The sequence below is a fragment of the Arcanobacterium wilhelmae genome (assembly GCF_029632765.1).
GTDB classification, from domain to species: domain Bacteria; phylum Actinomycetota; class Actinomycetes; order Actinomycetales; family Actinomycetaceae; genus Arcanobacterium; species Arcanobacterium wilhelmae.
This window is the reverse complement of record NZ_CP121247.1, coordinates 329,366-344,615: the sequence shown is the minus strand read 5'-3', so window position 1 is coordinate 344,615 and position 15,250 is coordinate 329,366. Positions and strand designations below refer to the sequence as shown.

12 protein-coding genes and 3 pseudogenes are annotated in these 15,250 nt (G+C 62.4%); 7 read left to right on the top strand and 8 right to left on the bottom strand.

Annotated elements, in window-relative coordinates; all coding sequences use genetic code 11:
• Nucleotides 1–18: 18 nt before the first annotated feature.
• The 4 genes from P8A24_RS01510 (at nucleotide 19) to P8A24_RS01495 (ending at nucleotide 3,376) form a co-directional block, all read left to right on the top strand.
• Nucleotides 19–1,008 (top strand): ABC transporter ATP-binding protein, encoded by a 990-nt coding sequence (locus tag P8A24_RS01510; RefSeq protein WP_278059031.1) that lies wholly within the window; start codon nucleotides 19–21, stop codon nucleotides 1,006–1,008.
• Nucleotides 1,005–2,231: an ABC transporter permease gene (locus P8A24_RS01505; protein ID WP_278059029.1), complete on the top strand. Its 1,227-nt coding sequence runs from the start codon at nucleotides 1,005–1,007 to the stop codon at nucleotides 2,229–2,231. The genes P8A24_RS01510 and P8A24_RS01505 overlap by 4 nt, the downstream gene beginning before the upstream one ends.
• Before the next feature lie 247 nt (nucleotides 2,232–2,478).
• Complete coding sequence (locus P8A24_RS01500) at nucleotides 2,479–3,006, top strand: hypothetical protein (protein WP_278059027.1); 528 nt, start codon at nucleotides 2,479–2,481, stop codon at nucleotides 3,004–3,006.
• A gap of 49 nt (nucleotides 3,007–3,055) precedes the next feature.
• On the top strand, nucleotides 3,056–3,376 hold the full coding sequence (locus P8A24_RS01495; protein ID WP_278059025.1) for a helix-turn-helix domain-containing protein: 321 nt from the start codon (nucleotides 3,056–3,058) through the stop codon (nucleotides 3,374–3,376).
• 11 nt (nucleotides 3,377–3,387) lie between these two features.
• Here P8A24_RS01495 and P8A24_RS01490 read toward each other — a convergent pair whose 3' ends face one another.
• The 3 genes from P8A24_RS01490 to rsmA form a co-directional block, all read right to left on the bottom strand.
• Entirely contained in the window at nucleotides 3,388–5,313 is a 1,926-nt protein-coding gene (locus P8A24_RS01490; protein ID WP_278059023.1) for an ABC-F family ATP-binding cassette domain-containing protein, read from the bottom strand.
• Nucleotides 5,314–5,317: 4 nt separating this feature from the next.
• Nucleotides 5,318–6,229: a 4-(cytidine 5'-diphospho)-2-C-methyl-D-erythritol kinase gene (locus tag P8A24_RS01485; protein WP_278059021.1), complete on the bottom strand. Its 912-nt coding sequence runs from the start codon at nucleotides 6,227–6,229 to the stop codon at nucleotides 5,318–5,320.
• A gap of 205 nt (nucleotides 6,230–6,434) precedes the next feature.
• Nucleotides 6,435–7,310 carry a 16S rRNA (adenine(1518)-N(6)/adenine(1519)-N(6))-dimethyltransferase RsmA gene (rsmA, locus tag P8A24_RS01480; protein ID WP_278059019.1) on the bottom strand — a complete coding sequence of 292 codons (876 nt, stop codon included), beginning with the start codon at nucleotides 7,308–7,310 and terminating at the stop codon, nucleotides 6,435–6,437.
• Nucleotides 7,311–7,397: 87 nt separating this feature from the next.
• On the opposite strand from rsmA, the pseudogene P8A24_RS01475 reads away from it, so the two are divergent.
• A pseudogene (locus P8A24_RS01475) lies at nucleotides 7,398–7,511 on the top strand (ribbon-helix-helix protein, CopG family); the annotation flags it as partial.
• A gap of 110 nt (nucleotides 7,512–7,621) precedes the next feature.
• A pseudogene (locus P8A24_RS01470) lies at nucleotides 7,622–7,762 on the top strand (type II toxin-antitoxin system RelE family toxin); the annotation flags it as partial.
• Nucleotides 7,763–7,877: 115 nt separating this feature from the next.
• Here P8A24_RS01470 and P8A24_RS01465 read toward each other — a convergent pair.
• From P8A24_RS01465 to metG, 3 genes are all read right to left on the bottom strand, one after another.
• Nucleotides 7,878–9,308, bottom strand: a complete 1,431-nt coding sequence (locus P8A24_RS01465) for an aggregation-promoting factor C-terminal-like domain-containing protein (RefSeq protein ID WP_278059017.1) — start codon at nucleotides 9,306–9,308, stop codon at nucleotides 7,878–7,880.
• 235 nt (nucleotides 9,309–9,543) lie between these two features.
• Nucleotides 9,544–10,506 (bottom strand): TatD family hydrolase, encoded by a 963-nt coding sequence (locus tag P8A24_RS01460; RefSeq protein WP_278059015.1) that lies wholly within the window; start codon nucleotides 10,504–10,506, stop codon nucleotides 9,544–9,546.
• A gap of 4 nt (nucleotides 10,507–10,510) precedes the next feature.
• The gene (metG, locus tag P8A24_RS01455; RefSeq protein WP_278059013.1) at nucleotides 10,511–12,322 is read right to left on the bottom strand and encodes a methionine--tRNA ligase; all 1,812 of its coding nucleotides are present in this window, start codon (nucleotides 12,320–12,322) and stop codon (nucleotides 10,511–10,513) included.
• 382 nt (nucleotides 12,323–12,704) lie between these two features.
• On the opposite strand from metG, the pseudogene P8A24_RS08875 reads away from it, so the two are divergent.
• A pseudogene (locus tag P8A24_RS08875) lies at nucleotides 12,705–13,286 on the top strand (isochorismatase family protein); the annotation flags it as partial.
• A gap of 495 nt (nucleotides 13,287–13,781) precedes the next feature.
• On the opposite strand, the gene rsmI reads toward P8A24_RS08875, so the two are convergent.
• Nucleotides 13,782–14,597 carry a 16S rRNA (cytidine(1402)-2'-O)-methyltransferase gene (gene rsmI, locus P8A24_RS01445; RefSeq protein ID WP_278059008.1) on the bottom strand — a complete coding sequence of 272 codons (816 nt, stop codon included), beginning with the start codon at nucleotides 14,595–14,597 and terminating at the stop codon, nucleotides 13,782–13,784.
• Between the two features lie 158 nt (nucleotides 14,598–14,755).
• The gene (locus P8A24_RS01440) at nucleotides 14,756–15,100 is read right to left on the bottom strand and encodes a metallopeptidase family protein (protein ID WP_278059006.1); all 345 of its coding nucleotides are present in this window, start codon (nucleotides 15,098–15,100) and stop codon (nucleotides 14,756–14,758) included.
• Nucleotides 15,101–15,250 lie beyond the last annotated feature (150 nt).

Below are 15,250 nucleotides of genomic sequence, written 5' to 3'. Positions count from 1 at the left end.
GGGGTAGCCTTGGAGAGAATGACCCTCAACGAGGAAGGCCTCTTCATGACCTTAGAAATCGATAACCTGCGCAAGCGCTTTGGGCGCACGCAGGCGCTTGACGGGATGAGTTTCACGGTGGAACGCGGTGACGTGTTCGGCTTCGTGGGCTCGAACGGCGCGGGCAAAACCACAACGATGCGCATTATGCTCGGCGTACTTTCCACGGATTCCGGCGAGGTTCGCCTCGATGGGCACCCACTGGATTTCGATGCGCGCCACGGCTTCGGCTACATGCCGGAGGAACGGGGGCTTTACCCGAAACTCAAGGTCGGCGAGCAACTCGTTTACCTGGGCGAATTGCAGGGCATGAGCAAAGCAGATGCCACGGCGTCGATGGAGTACTGGACCGACCGCCTGGGCGTCTCCGCCCGCCGCGGCGATGCCGTCGAGGCGCTCTCGCTCGGTAACCAGCAGCGCGTGCAGCTTGCGGCGGCGCTGATTCACGATCCCCAGGTGCTGGTTTTGGACGAGCCGTTCTCCGGCCTGGATCCGCTTGCGGTTGAGGATATGAGCTCGGTTCTGCGCGAGAAGGCCGACGCCGGTGCCACCGTGATTTTCTCCTCCCACCAGTTGGATTTGGTGGAGAGGCTGTGTAACCGGGTGGCGATCGCGTCGCTCGGAAAGATCGTCGCCAGCGGCACGCTCGACGAGCTGCGCACCACCGACGTCCCCTTCGTCGACGTCGTCTCCGGTGCGGGCGAGTCTGCCGCGCGGGCGGCTTTGCTGCCGCTCGGGGTGGAGGTCACCGACGCCGGTGGCGCGCTTCGCGTGGCGCTCAAGGGTGGCGTTTCGGATCAGGACGTTCTGCGGGCCCTGCTTGGGGCGGGTCCGGTGGAGTCGTTCACGCCGTACCGTCCGCACCTGACCGAACTGTTCTCGCACCTGGTCACCGTTCCGCCGCCCGCTCCCCCGAAACCGCAGAAGAAAAAGAAGGGCCTCGCGGCTCTGTTTGGAGGCCGCAAATGATCGCCACAATTACGAAGCACGAGTTCGCCGCTGTTGCGGGTGCCAAGGCATCCAAGGTGATGCTGGGCGTGACGATCGGAATTATCCTGATCCTGGGCGTCGTGGGCCGAATTTTCCTGCCGGATTTCAGCGAGAACGCGGAAAAGCCGAAGGATGAGACCGTGTTGGTGGTCGGCGTCGAACCTCAGATGGCCGAGTACCAGAAGGTCGCGGAAAGCTATCCGAAGCAGATGGCGGCTGGTCCGCTCACGTTCGAATCGGTCACGGCCGAAAAGGCTAAAGCGTGGCTGAAGGAGAAGGACGACGCCGATAATACGATTGGCATTGTTCTCGCAGGTAAGCCGGGTGCGCCGGAGACGATCCAGATTGGGCAGGACGGGCGTAACGCTGGCCCGCGCGCGTTCCTCTCTCAGGTGGCAGCAGCTTGGGTGGTTGAGAAGGCAACAGGCAACCCCGCAACTCCGGAGCAGATCGCAGCCCTCGCTTCGGCGTCGGCACTCCCCTCAACGCAGGTGAGCAACGGCGGAATCGCAAACATTTTCGACGACCCGTCGAAAATGATCCCCGCGTTCGTCACTCTCACGTTGCTGATGATGGCGATCGTGATGGGGATATCGCAGATCGGCGCCGGCGTGGTACAGGAGAAGCAGTCGCGCGTGGTGGAGATCCTGCTCTCATCCGTGAAGCCGAACCAGCTGCTTACGGGGAAGATCCTTGGAATCGGCGCGTACGCGCTTCTGTACTATACGGCGACGATGGCGTCGATCATCGCCGCCGTGTATATCGCGGGTCTGGGCTCGTACATTTCGGTGACGTCGCTGCTGAGCTGGTCGCTGATCTGGGTGGTGATCGGGTTCTTCACATACGCCACGCTCACGGCCGCAATCGCCGCAACGGTTTCTCGCCAAGAGGATCTGGCACAGGCGAATATGCCGCTCACGCTCACCGCGCTTGTTGGCTTCTATGTGGCGTTGTACCTGGTCCCGGCGTCGCCAGACGGGCCCGTCACCACGGCGCTGTCCTACGTGCCGTTCCTTTCGCCGTTCATGATGCCGATGCGCGAGGCGTTCGGCGCGGTGCCGCTGTGGAGCCAGATACTGTCCGCACTCGTGTCGATCGCAGTGTTCCCGCTGCTCGCATGGGTTGCGGGCCGCATCTACAAGGGGTCGGTACTGCGCACGGGTAAGCGCATCAAGCTCACAGACGCTTTCCGCGCGAAGTAATTCAGCGCCCTGTTCGCTCAGCTAAGGGGCGGGTGACCAACCGTTTTTGGTTGGCCATCCGCCCCTCGCTTTGCAACTAGGCACCGAGCCCGCTTAACCCCAGCACTGCGCTGACCGAGGGCAGAATTTTTCCACAAATCTCCTCACTGCCACTACTTTCCACAACGCTATATTGGCGGCTGACATGTCCAGCTCACACTCACCAAAATAGAAACCAGACGCTCTGGAACATACGACAAATAGAGAAATGTTGGGAGATATGGAAAGCCTGCGTTGTACGAATAGAAATCTCACCGGAAGCAATCCGATCGACCTTCCGGGAATCTCCGAACGCCATATCCTCTTTCACGGCGATGATCTTCCCGACGATTCATGGCTTTTGACCGACTTGGAATCAGCTGCCGAAATACTTTCCCTCTCTGAACGCGAGAACGACCGTCTTTACGCAGAGATCGGCACCGCCGTCGATCGTGCCTCAGATGGCAGCTTGGTCTATGCTGAGTCGGTTCCTCGTGACGTCGTTGCGGTCAAATCTCAAAAAGGGCTCTACGAACTCCGACTTCCGAAACCGCGCCAAACTAACGGACGACGTGTGAAAGGGAGAATCTATATGCACGAGCCTCGAGAAGAAAATTTTGACGGTGTTGTCATGCTTCTTTTCCACGTCAAGGAACACTCAATCGCAGGGTTGGACGAACTCCAAAATACGTTTATGGAACACGCCGCATGCACACGGCTCCCTCATTGGGAGTCGCTCATCCACAAGCGATCTTGACCCAGCGATAGGTGTTTCAATATGCTTATTCTACATATGCAGGAGGTGCATGTTTGTGGAGTTGTCAAAGAATCGGCGCGCAAAAATTGCACGCCTACGTGCACAGAACAATCGGGCACGAGATCTTGTGGCAGAGCTCGTCAAGGCTCGCAAGGACATGAAGATCACCCAAATCGACATGGCTGCGGAACTCGAGGTGGATCAGGCAACGATCTCACGCTTCGAAAATTTCGTCACCTATCCGCGGCTCGATTTCCTTCGCGACTATGCCGAAGCGGTCGGAAAAGAAATTCAATTCATGGTGAGCGACGCCGGGGCGCAATTTGGCACGCCGGCTCCAGCTCGCAACCGGAAGGAAATTCCGGCGTAAACCTCGAGCGTTCAGCCCCAGCGTTCGACTTCTTCCGCGGCCTCGAGCCATTCCAGCTCGAGCGCCTCGTGTTCATCTTTCAGTTCTGCGATCTCTCGGCCAAGCTCCGCGAGCTGATCGTAGGCGCCGGTTTCGGCAACGCTCGCGCTCACATCGCCGAGTGTCACGCCGAGCTTTTCGATCTTCTCGGTCAGCTTGCCCATCTGACGTTCAAGCCGCGCCATCGTTTTCTTCGCGGCGCGTTCCTTGGCAGGATCGGAGGTTTTCTTCGCGGTTGGCTCCGACACCTCACCCGAGCCAGTGCTTCCCGACGCCGATCCCGCGCCTTGCGCACCGGCGTCGGCGATCTCCGCCTCACGCAACTCGAGGTACTGGTCCACTCCCCCAGGCAGATCACGCACGCGGTGGTGCATCACGGCCACCTGATGGTCGGTGGTGCGCTCGAGGAAGTATCGATCGTGCGAGACCACCACGAGGGTGCCCGGCCACGAATCGAGCAGGTCCTCCACCGCGGCGAGGGTATCAGTATCGAGATCGTTCGTGGGCTCGTCGAGGAGAAGAACGTTCGGCTCGCCAATCATCAGACGCATCAGCTGCAAACGCCGGCGCTCACCGCCCGAAAGCTCGCTGACCTTCGTCCACGCGCGCTCACGCGTGAAACCCATCATTTCCACGAGTTGCGCTGCCGTGAGCTCCTTCTTTCCCACCATGACATGCGAGGCAATGTCATGCACAGCCTCAACCACGCGGCGCTCACCGATTTCGTCGAGTTCGCGCGTCTCCTGCGAAAGCGTTGCCAGCACAACGGTTTTTCCACGCTTGATCCGCCCAGCCGTCGGCTCAAACGTGCCGTTAAGCAGGCCCAGCAACGAGGATTTACCTGCGCCGTTCCCGCCAAGAATGCCGATACGTTCGCCCGGAGCCAGACGCAACGTCACATCCTGAAGCGTGAACTCCGCGCTTACCTGCGCCGGCTGCTCGCCCGCTTCGATCGCTTCTCGCGCACCGGCGTCGTAGGAAAACCACACGTCCTCCAGATCCACAACCTGCTTGCCCAGGCGTGAAGTGGTCATCTTCGCGAGCTCGATCGTGTCGCGCGGAGGTGGCTCGTTCGCGATCAGCTCGTTCGCCGCCTCGATACGGAAACGCGGCTTCGAGGTGCGCGCCGGGGCGCCACGGCGCAACCATGCAAGCTCCTTGCGCAACAAATTCGCGCGCTTTTCAGCGGCCGCCTGCGCAAGCCGTGCACGCTCGGCGCGTTGCAACACGTACGCCGCGTAGCCACCCTCGTATTCTTCAACGTGGCCGGGCTGCGGATCACGCCCACCTGCGCCGTCGTTGCCGGGCACCACTTCCCACAAGCGGTCACAGACGGCGTCGAGGAACCAGCGGTCGTGCGTGACCACCACGAGCGCGCCCTCGCCGCGGCCGAACCGCTCGTTGAGGTAGCGCGCGAGGTACGTGATGCCCTCGATGTCCAGGTGGTTGGTGGGCTCGTCGAGGACGACGACGTCGGAGGGCGCGGCGAGCGTTGCGGCAAGCGCAACGCGGCGGCGCTGGCCGCCCGAAAGCTCACCCACGCGCTTATCGAGCGGAATATCCGGGATGAGGCCGTCGTGGAGGGCGCGCATCGCCGCGTCCGACGCCCACTCGAAACGCTCCGAATCACCGTGGATCGCCTGCGCAACCTCAGCGAGCGGATCAAGCGAATCCGCCTGCGTGAGCACAGCGAAACGCGTGCCGGACACCATCGTGACCTGCCCGACGTCGGGCTCGAGGGCATGCGTCATCAGTTTCAGGAGCGTGGACTTGCCGCCGCCGTTCGGGCCAACAATACCGATGCGGGCGCCGTCGCCAAAAGACACGTTCAAATCGCCCAGGATCGGGCGCGAGCCGAGGGACACACTAACGCCCTCGAAACCGAGAATATGAGCCAAAATTTTACTCCGCGTGAGTCACGTGAGCGCCGCGGACCGGGCCGCGCGCCACCGTAATCGTGTAGTTCGGGAAATCGTGGCGCAGGCCCTCAGCGAGCTCCGGCGCCGCATCCATATCCGACAAAATCAAAACTGTGGGGCCAGAACCGGAAAGGAGCACTGCGTAACCAGCGTGCTTGAGATCGTCCAGGAGCGCCGCGACATCTGGGCGCAGGGCGCGAGCCGGGGCCTCCAGATCGTTGATCAGCAGGCGAGCAAAATCCTGCGGCTGTGACGAGTTGAGCGCGCGGCGCAGTTCCTCCGTGGAGGCAGGATCTGCGGCATCAGGGTTGAGCACATCGAAATGGCGGAAAACCGCGGGGGTGGGTAGGCCTTCGTTCTGCGAGAGGATCACCCACGTGTGCTTCGTTCCCGCACGCACCGGCGAAATCTTCTCACCGCGCCCCGTCCCGTGAGCCACAAAGCCACGCACTGCGAACGGCACATCCGAACCAAGTTCCGCCGCGAGCTTTTCCAACTGGGACAGCGGGGCGCCAATCTCCCACAAAGCATTGAGCGCAACCAGCGCGCCGGCGGCATCTGCGCTGCCGCCGGCCATGCCACCAGCCAGCGGAATCTTCTTCGTGACCTTCATGCGCGCGCCCAGCCCGCACGCCGGATCTCCCTTTTTCGCGCCGAATTCGCGCTTCATCAACAGCGCAGCCTTCATCGCAAGGTTCGTTTCATCTGTGGGAAGATCCGCGCCGAGCCCGCTCATTTCCAGCGAAAGTTCATCCGCCGCCCAGGCCTCCACCACATCGCGTACGTCCACTGCTTCATAGATCGTATCGAGTGCGTGGTAGCCATTGTCGCGCACGCCACCCACGCGCAAAGCCAAGTTGATCTTTGCCGGGACAGTAACTGAAACGTAGCGCATGGCACATATTCTACGGCGAAATGATGTGTTTGTTCACCTTAGTTTCGCAATCTGGGAATTTTCCCAAACGCCTGGTTGCGGGCACGACGCCGGCACCCCGCCCGACGCCGGTGCCTGGCTCACGGCAGTGCGCCGACCACGCCGACGCTCGTTACCTACCTCGTGCGCCGACTACTCGCCCCGCGCGCCAACGATCGTGTGCCGACTAGATCCCGCGGGCAGCAACGATCTTCACGAAATCGCCGATTTCGAGCTTCTCGCCGCGCTGCTTCGGATCGATCCCAGCGCGCACAAGAATCTCCTCGGCAGCGGCCGGACTCCCCGCCCAAGCCCCGAGCGCAGCGCGCAAAGTTTTCCGGCGCTGTGCAAAAGCCGCGTCGATCACTTCGAACACGTCCTCACGTCGTGCACCCTCCGGCTCCGCTCGCCGCTCCATGTGCACGAGCGCTGAATCCACGTTCGGCACCGGCCAAAACACGTTGCGCGAGATCTTCGCACCACGGCTCACATCCGCATACCAGGCGGCCTTCACGCTCGGCACGCCATACACGCGTGACCCGGGCTTGGCTGCCAGGCGGTCCGCCACCTCGAGCTGCACCATCACTGTGACCGATTCCAGGCTCGGCAGCGCCTCGAGCGCGGTGAGCAGAATCGGAACAGCCACGTTGTACGGTAGGTTCGCCACCAGATGCGTCGGCTCAAACACTCCCGCTTCCGACGACGCCGGCGGCACGGCCAGCGACTGCGGCCCAGCGATCGTCATCGCATCACGCAACACCACAGCAAAGTTTTCGCGCGCTTCCGGGGCAAACTCGGCGACCGTCGTCGGGAGGGCAGCCGCGAGCGGCGGATCGATCTCCACTGCGGAAACTTGCGCGCCCGTTTCTAGCAACGCGAGCGTGAGCGAACCCAGCCCGGGGCCGACCTCGAGCACGCGGCTGGACGCCGTCACTGCGGCGTCGCGAGCGATCTTGCGCACCGAACCCGAATCGTGCACAAAGTTCTGCCCCAAAACTTTCGTGGGGGAAACGCCGAGGCGCTCGGCGAGCTCGCGGATCTGAACCGGACCAAGTAACTGCATAATTGGCAGTATACCGGCCAACTCGCCGAATCGACGCGGTGAAACCAGAGTCTTTACCCAGCCGTACACAATGTAAACAATGTGCACATGGCTACCGAAACTTTAGGGCGGCCGGTCTCCGTACGCCTACCAGAATCTCTACAAAAACGGGTTGAAGCGATTGCTGAAAGTTCTCGCCGCTCCCGTGGCGACGTGCTTCGTGAGGCAATGGAACGAATTGTCGATCAGCTCGAGTGGGAGCAACACATCGCAGCGAAGGCAATGGCTGCGCGTGCCGGCGAACGAAGCGCCGTTTCTCTTGCCGAACTCGACGACGAAAATCCCTCACCGGGAATCTCGCTGGGCTCTGGCGATACCGCGTTGGCGACTACCGGATTATCTGCGATATCTATGAGGACAAACTGTTAATTTTGGTGATTGAGGTCGACCACAGGAGCCGAATTTACGAGTGACTTTGCCAAATGTGTGGTGTGGTGGGAGAGCGATCGCTCTCCCACCACACCACACATTTTCAGCACCGCCGACGCCGGGGCTCGCTTTGCGCGGGCCGCCGGCCGGAAGCCTGGATCAGTACCAGCCGGTTGCGCGCGAGTGCGCGGCCGCGTTCTGCGGACTACCGTAGCGGCCCTTAATGTAGCCCAGGCCCCACTTGATCTGGGTGGCCGGGTTGGTGCGCCAATCCGCGCCCGCCGAGGCCATCTTCGAACCAGGCAACGCCTGTGGGATACCGTACGCGCTCGATGTGGGGTTATCGGCGTTGTACTGCCAATTCGATTCACGCTGCCACAGGTAATCAAGGTACGGGAACTGCTCTGGGCCCCAGCCGAACTGGGCGAGCATTGCCTTCGCGATCCCGCGAGCACTACCCGGATCCGGTGCCGGGCCAGACGCCGGGGCGAAATCTGCGGCCCCACCCTGCTGGGCTGCGGCCTTCTCCGCCTCACCAGTGCCAATTACAACGACTTCGTCGACCTTCTTCTGAGCAACCGACTCAAACAGCACCGACTCGCTGGCCTTCTTGCCATCGCGGTACACGACCTGCAGCGTGCGGGCGCCCTTGCCATCCTTACCCTCGGTTTCAGTCTTCTTCTCACCCTTGGGTAGATCGGCGCTCTTCTTCTCCGTGGTCGAGAACTTCTCGGTAAACGCGGCGCTCTCGGTGCGCACATCCACCTTCACCACGGTAACCTTCTCGCCATCCTTGACCTGCGCTCCAAGGCCAACCGAGACCTCATCGTCACCGTCCACCGCAACCTTGGCGGCGGCGAGCGCCTCACCATAGGTTTGGCCCGGGAGAGCGCGCACCGGAACATCCTTACCGCCAATGTGGACAGTGAACGCGACGGTTGCCTCGCTCGGAGAAGCTTCCGGCGTGGCATGCACGAGCACCGCACGATCACCCTTCGCGGCGGCCTGCGCCTGCGCGCTCGGATCCACGTTCGACAGCATGAATGACGACACCGTTCCCACCGAAGCCAGCACGATACCGGCAGCGGTTGCGCGGCGCCATAGGACGAAGCGACGGGCGGGCTCCACATCCTCAAGCTCTGCCTCGGCCGCTTCGACCTGTTCGATCGATACGACGGCCGGGATCTCGGCGGTGTCTGCAGAAACGGCGGCGGGCGCCGCTTGAGCAGGCTCGGCTTCAACGGAAACCTCCGACGTCGGAGCATCAGTAGCTTCGGCGACGTCGGTAGCTTCGGCGACGTCGGTAGCTTCTGCGAGCTCCTCGCTCTCGACGGCGTCCGTTTCAGCTTCCGTTGGCTCTTCGGCCTGCAGGGGTTCTTCCGCCGGTGCAACGTCCGCGACGGGCGCTAGTTCAGCCTCCGACGTCGGCACATCCTCGCCAAGCAGAGCGCTAGCTTGCGCTTCTGCTTCCTGGGCGTGCCGGGCGGCGGCGCGCTCAGCGGCGCGGCGGGCCCTGCGAGAGCCGGGACGGATCGGCGCATCAAGCGCATGATCGCCGAAGATGCTCTCAACCGAGTTTTCGTTTGCCACAGGTCACTCCTATAACGTGTGCGTTATTTACTAGTTACCGATTGTAACCAAATCGTGACCTTACGCAAGTGGTTTAGGAGATATCCCACTAGTGGCGCGGGTTTCGCCCGTTTCCGACGACGCCGCAGCGGCGCCCGACGCCGGTGGCCGAGTTTCGTTCGCTCACCACCACCCGATACGCAACTCACGCAGAGAAAGCCCCGGTTTTCTGCAGAAAACCGGGGCTTAAGAGCAATCAGATGCCGTAGACGCGGCGCGTGTTCGCGTCCAGCTGCGCACACCACTCCGCCTCGCTCACGCCGCGATACTCGGCGAGCGCACGGGCTGTGTATGCACTCCCCCAAATGGCGTTCGGGTGCCCACGATACGGGACAGGCGTCAGATACGGAGCGTCGGTTTCGACGAGTACGAGCTCGGGCGGCAGCACGGCTAGCGCCTCGCGCAGAAACTCGTTCGCCGGATACGTAACGGTACCTGCAAACGACGCATACCAGCCGTTTTCCGCGAGAATCTGCGCCAGCTCGGCGTCGCCGGAAAAACAGTGGAAAACGGTACCCTCAGGCGCGCCGTCGGCAAGGAGAGTGGCAACGACGTCGGCGTGGGCATCACGATCGTGAATCTGCATCGGCTTGCCGAGCTCCTTCGCGAGCGCGATATGCTCGCGGAAGGAGCGGATCTGGGCCTCCTTACCGGCGTCGCCGGTGCGGAAATAATCCAGGCCCGTCTCGCCGACGGCAACGACCTCGGGAGCCTTCGCCAGCTGCGCGACCTGCGCGATCGCTTCGTCGAGCGAAAACTGTTCGTGATGCGGCTCAGGGTTCGGCTCGAGACCATCCGGAGCAATCTCGCGCACGCCCGCGTGCATCGCCGCCTCGTTTGGGTGGATCGCGAGCGCCGCCCAAATGTTCGGTTGTTGCTGAGCGAGAGCGAGCGTGGGATCGAGCGCCGGGACCTCGCAACCCGAAGTGATCGCCGCACGAATCCCCGCGCTCTCCATCGCCACGAGTTGGTTACCGAGCGTGGGCGGATAACGCCAACCCGGCGGATCCTCACTCACGCGCTGATCGGCGGGATCCAGGCTGCGCCCCGGGCCGTCGATCTCAATATGAGTGTGATTGTCCACGATGGAATGCGCAAGCGCCGGCGGAACCTCCGGAAGGAGGCTCCGCCGGCGCTTCTTCGAGGCCGAATTGCCCAAAGTTTTACTCCTCAACGAGGCCCAGGCGGGCGAGCTCCTCGCCCACCACCGATTCATCCAGCTTCTGGAACGCCGGCGTGGGCTTCGCGATCGGCGTGCCTGGCACAACCTCGCGCGGCTCCCACGGGCGAACGTTCGAATAATCGCCAGTAATAATCGGGAACGGGTGGCCATTATCGAGATCCTCGGTTTCCACTAGCTGCGGCATCGGCGCGATCGTGCCATCGCCGCCGAGGATCTTGTCGATCACGTTCGACGAATGCGGCAGGAATACGCTCATCATCGTGTTCAGATCCGACACCGCCTGGATCAGCGTGTTCAGCACGGTTGCCAGGCGCGGCTGCTCTTCCGGCGCCTTCAGCTTGAACGGCTCGGTGCGTGCCACGTAGGCGTTTGCCTCGCCCACCAGACGCATCAACTCCGCGAGCGCGCCGCGCTGCTGGTGTGAACCAATCAGATCACCCACCGTGTCGAAACCGGCGCGAATATTGGCCAAGAGCTCGTTGTCAATCTCTTCGCGCTCGCCCGCCGCCGGGATCTCGCCGAACTTCTTCGCAATCATCGCGCCCGTACGGTTCACCAGGTTGCCCCAGCCTGCCACGAGCTCCGAATTGTTACGGCGCACGAACTCACTCCAGGTGAAGTCCGAATCGGAGGTTTCCGGGCCGGCGATCGAAATGAAGTAGCGCAGCGCATCCGCCTGGTAGCGCGACAGCAGATCGCGCACGTAAATCACCACGTTCTTCGACGAGGAGAACTTCTTGCCCTCCATCGTCAGGAACTCCGAAGCCACCACCTGGGTGGGCAGGTTCAGGCGCCCAAACGCACCCGGCTCGCCGCCCTTCGCACCCTCACCGTTGTAGGCAAGAAGCTCCGCCGGCCAAATCTGGGAATGGAACACAATATTGTCCTTCCCCATGAAGTAGTAGGACAACGCTTCCGGGTTCGTCCACCACTCGCTCCAATCCTCCGGGCTTCCCTCGCCAGCTGCGGCCCGACGTCGGGCCCACTCGATCGACGCAGAAAGGTACCCGACGACGGCGTCGAACCACACGTACAGGCGCTTGTTGGGCTTGTCTTCCCAGCCCGGAACCGGAATACCCCACGAAATATCACGGCTCATTGCGCGCGGACGCACATCCTCGAGCAGGTGCTTCGAGAACGAAATCACGTTCGGACGCCACTTACCCTCTTCCTCTACAGAATCCAGCCACTCACCCAGCGCGCCAGCAAGCTGCGGAAGATCGAGGAAGTAGTGCTCCGTGGTCTTGAACTCCGGCGGAAGGCCAGAAACCTTCGAAATCGGGTTGATCAGATCCTGCGGATCGAGCTGGTTGCCGCACGTATCACACTGGTCGCCACGTGCACCGGCTGCGCCACAGATCGGGCAGGTTCCCTCAATGTACCGATCCGGGAGCGTGTTGCCGGTTTGCGGATCGATCGCGACCGGGGTTTCCTGCACCACCATGTAGCCGTTATCGCGGCAGCCACGGAACAGATCCTGGACCACCTGCTCGTGATTGGCGGTGGTAGTGCGCGTGAACAGATCGTAGGACAGGCCCAGATTCACCAGATCCTCAACGATGATCCGGTTGTTCTTATCCGCCAGCTCCTGCGGCGTGACGCCTTCTTTATCCGCAGCCACGAGGATTGGGGTGCCGTGCTCGTCCGTGCCCGAGACCATCAGCACATCGTGCCCGCGCATTCGCATGTAGCGCGAAAAAACGTCCGAAGGGACGCCAAAACCAGCCACGTGTCCGATATGACGCGGGCCGTTGGCGTAGGGCCATGCAACTGCAGAAAGGATTTTTGACATGCCTCAAGTTTAGAACCCGCGCGCACGAAGCGCGACTTTCGGCGGCAGGCGGGCACAACCCGCGCACCGGCGTCGGGAGCCCGTGCGCAACTCCGTCAATCGGGCCAGGCGTTGCTCTATACGCAACCCCTCACGCAACTGATTGAGCACTGCACGCAAGCCAGCCCCGGCGTCCGCACAGGTTGCGCCCCCGCGTCGGGAGCCCGTGCACAACTCCATCAATCGGGCCAGGCGTTGCTCTATACGCAACCCCTCACGCAACTGATTGAGTACTGCACGCACACAACCGAGGGGTGCGCTCGGAGCGCTTGCCGGCCTAAACTGGAGGCAGACAACCGGGCGCCGACGCCGCCGCCCACACCCAGCAGAAAGGCAGGTCGCCATGGAAAACCCCACTCGCGCGCTAGTGATTGTCGACGTTCAGCCGACATTCACGGAAGGCGGGGCGCTCGGAGTCGACGGCGGTAACGCGGTTGCCGAGCGGATCGCGGACTTTGTGACCGAACATGCGGACGAGTACGAGCTGATCGTTACCACGCAAGACTGGCATGTAGATCCCGGCGAGCACTTCTCCGACAACCCCGATTTCGTCGATACCTGGCCGCCGCACGGCGTGGCTGGCACAGCGGAAGCGGAGTTGCACGAGGCGATCGCGTCGCTACCGATCGACGTGTCGGTAAAGAAAGGCGAATACAAGGCAGCTTACTCCGGGTTCGAAGGCCTGGATAAAGAAGGTACGTCGCTGGAGCAGATCCTGCGCGGGGCGGATATCCAGGCTGTGGACGTGGTTGGCATTGCCGAATCACACTGTGTGAAGGAAACCGCGCTGGATTCGTTGCGTTTGGGCTGGCCGACGCGCGTTTTCTCGGACCTGACTGTGCCGGTGAGTGCCGAGCTCGGCGCACAGGCCCGCGCTGTGATGGATGAGGCCGGCGTTGAACAGGTGAAATCTGGCGAGGCGTTCGGGTTCTACGAGGAGGACGAGTCAGAGTTGCCGTGGTCGGACGAATATGAGGACGACGGCTTCGGCGGTAGCGCGATTCGTAGCGGGGTTGCCGCCGCAGCTGGTGCTAGCGCGTTCGTTGGCGGGCGGCTGGACGCGCCGTTCGGTCGCGACGAGTACGATGCGGACGACGACGATTTGAACGGCGACGGCGTTCCGGACGATCTCGAGGGCGACGAGTGGGGCGCTGCGGATTACGACCCCTCCGAGATGCGCGGCAGCGCGATCGGATACGACGCCTTCGACGAAGATCGCTACGAGGACGACGACGATACCGAGCTCACGTCGGATGGCGAGGATGAGGAACTGTCGAATATTGCGCTGGGGGCGGATGCTGAAGATCTCAGCGGCTACGACCTGGACGATTTCGACCTGGACGATCTCGGTATCGATGAATACATTGACTTCTCCGGCGAGGCCGACGACGATGACTTCGATTTCTCCGATCTTCGGTAGCTATTTGCGCGCGAGCGCCGCTTCGTAGAGCTCCTTTTTACGTAAGCCTTCGCGCGCGGCCACGTGCCCGGCGGCTTCTTTCATGCGCAGGCCGAGGCGAGTCAGTTCGAGCACCTCGTCCACCGCGGCGGCCGAGAACTCCGCCGCCGGCGCACCCTCCACGACCAGCGCAATCTCTCCCAGGATCTCGCCTTTCGCCCACTCGTTGAGCTCAGCGAGCGTTCCACGGATCACTTCCTCGTGAGTTTTCGTCAGTTCGCGACACACGGCCGCGCGCCGATCTGAGCCGAAGGCACTCTGGGCGGCCGCCAGCGACGCCGCCAACCGACGTGGTGATTCAAAGAACACCATCGTCCGTGGCTCATCCGCGAGAGCTTCCAACGCCTCGGCGAGCTGCCCAGGTTTGCGCGGCAAAAACCCTTCGAACGTGAAGCGATCCGACGCAAGCCCCGAAATCGCAAGTGCCGTCAGCACAGCAGAAGGCCCAGGCACGACGGTCACTGGGACACCGGCGTCGGCGGCCAGCGACACAAGCCGGTAACCCGGGTCGGAAACGGAAGGCATGCCCGCGTCGGAGACCATCACGATTCGCGCGCCTGCCTTCGCTTCCTCAATCAGGCCGGGCGCTTTTTCGGCTTCGTTATGGTCGTGGTAGGCGATCACTGGTGCCGTGATGTTCAGGCCGAGCCGGGCGGCGAGGGCGCGCAGGCGGCGCGTGTCTTCGGCAGCGATGAGGCTGGCGCCTTCGAGTTCGGCCCGCAGGCGCGGGGAGGCGTCGGCATCGTTTCCGAGCGGTGTTGCGGCAAGTACGATCATGGGGCTGATTCTACGCGGACGTCCCGGCACGCGCGCGACGCCGACTCCCAGGCTTGTACTGGGTGCCCGGTAGCCAGCCGACGCCGGACCCGAGCCCATTTACCTGCGCAGGCGTGCGCAGGACGTGCCTTGCGCTCCGACGTCGGACGCGCGATGCCTCACGCCCAGCCGAGCTCGTGGAGTTCGTCGTCTTCGATGCCGAAGTGGTGCGCGACCTCGTGGAACACCGTCACCCGCACTTCCTCGGCTACCTCCTGCGGACTATCGCACATGCGTAGCGTTGGCCCGCGGAAGATAATGATGCGGTTGGGTTCGGCGAATTCGAAATCGCCGTCGGTTTGAGCGAAGCCGTCGTAGACGCCGAGGAGGTCCTCTTCGTCGCCGTCGGGCTCATCTTCTACCAGGAAGACAACGTTGTACAGGCGCTCGAGGAACGCTTCGGGGATTTCGTCCAGCGCGTCCGCCACGAGTTCTTCGAATTCTTCCTCGCTCATCTCTACCATGGGCCCAGTTTACCGGGCGGGCCGCCAGCATGCCGGCGAGCCGGTGCGCAACTCTATCAATCCAGCTAGGCGTTGCTATATCAGCAACGCCTAGCTCAACTGATTGAGTTCTGCACACCAGCCCCGCCCCACTGATTGAGTTCTGCACAC

What these genes read in the sequence shown, in the direction of transcription:
- P8A24_RS01510 (WP_278059031.1), top strand. Translation starts at nt 19, where the DNA reads ATGACCCTCAACGAGGAAGGCCTCTTCATGACCTTAGAAATCGATAAC.
- P8A24_RS01505 (WP_278059029.1), top strand. Translation starts at nt 1,005, where the DNA reads ATGATCGCCACAATTACGAAGCACGAGTTCGCCGCTGTTGCGGGTGCC.
- P8A24_RS01500 (WP_278059027.1), top strand. Translation starts at nt 2,479, where the DNA reads ATGTTGGGAGATATGGAAAGCCTGCGTTGTACGAATAGAAATCTCACC.
- P8A24_RS01495 (WP_278059025.1), top strand. Translation starts at nt 3,056, where the DNA reads ATGTTTGTGGAGTTGTCAAAGAATCGGCGCGCAAAAATTGCACGCCTA.
- P8A24_RS01485 (WP_278059021.1), bottom strand. Translation starts at nt 6,229, where the DNA reads ATGCGCTACGTTTCAGTTACTGTCCCGGCAAAGATCAACTTGGCTTTG.
- rsmA (WP_278059019.1), bottom strand. Translation starts at nt 7,310, where the DNA reads ATGCAGTTACTTGGTCCGGTTCAGATCCGCGAGCTCGCCGAGCGCCTC.
- metG (WP_278059013.1), bottom strand. Translation starts at nt 12,322, where the DNA reads ATGTCAAAAATCCTTTCTGCAGTTGCATGGCCCTACGCCAACGGCCCG.
- rsmI (WP_278059008.1), bottom strand. Translation starts at nt 14,597, where the DNA reads ATGATCGTACTTGCCGCAACACCGCTCGGAAACGATGCCGACGCCTCC.
- P8A24_RS01440 (WP_278059006.1), bottom strand. Translation starts at nt 15,100, where the DNA reads ATGGTAGAGATGAGCGAGGAAGAATTCGAAGAACTCGTGGCGGACGCG.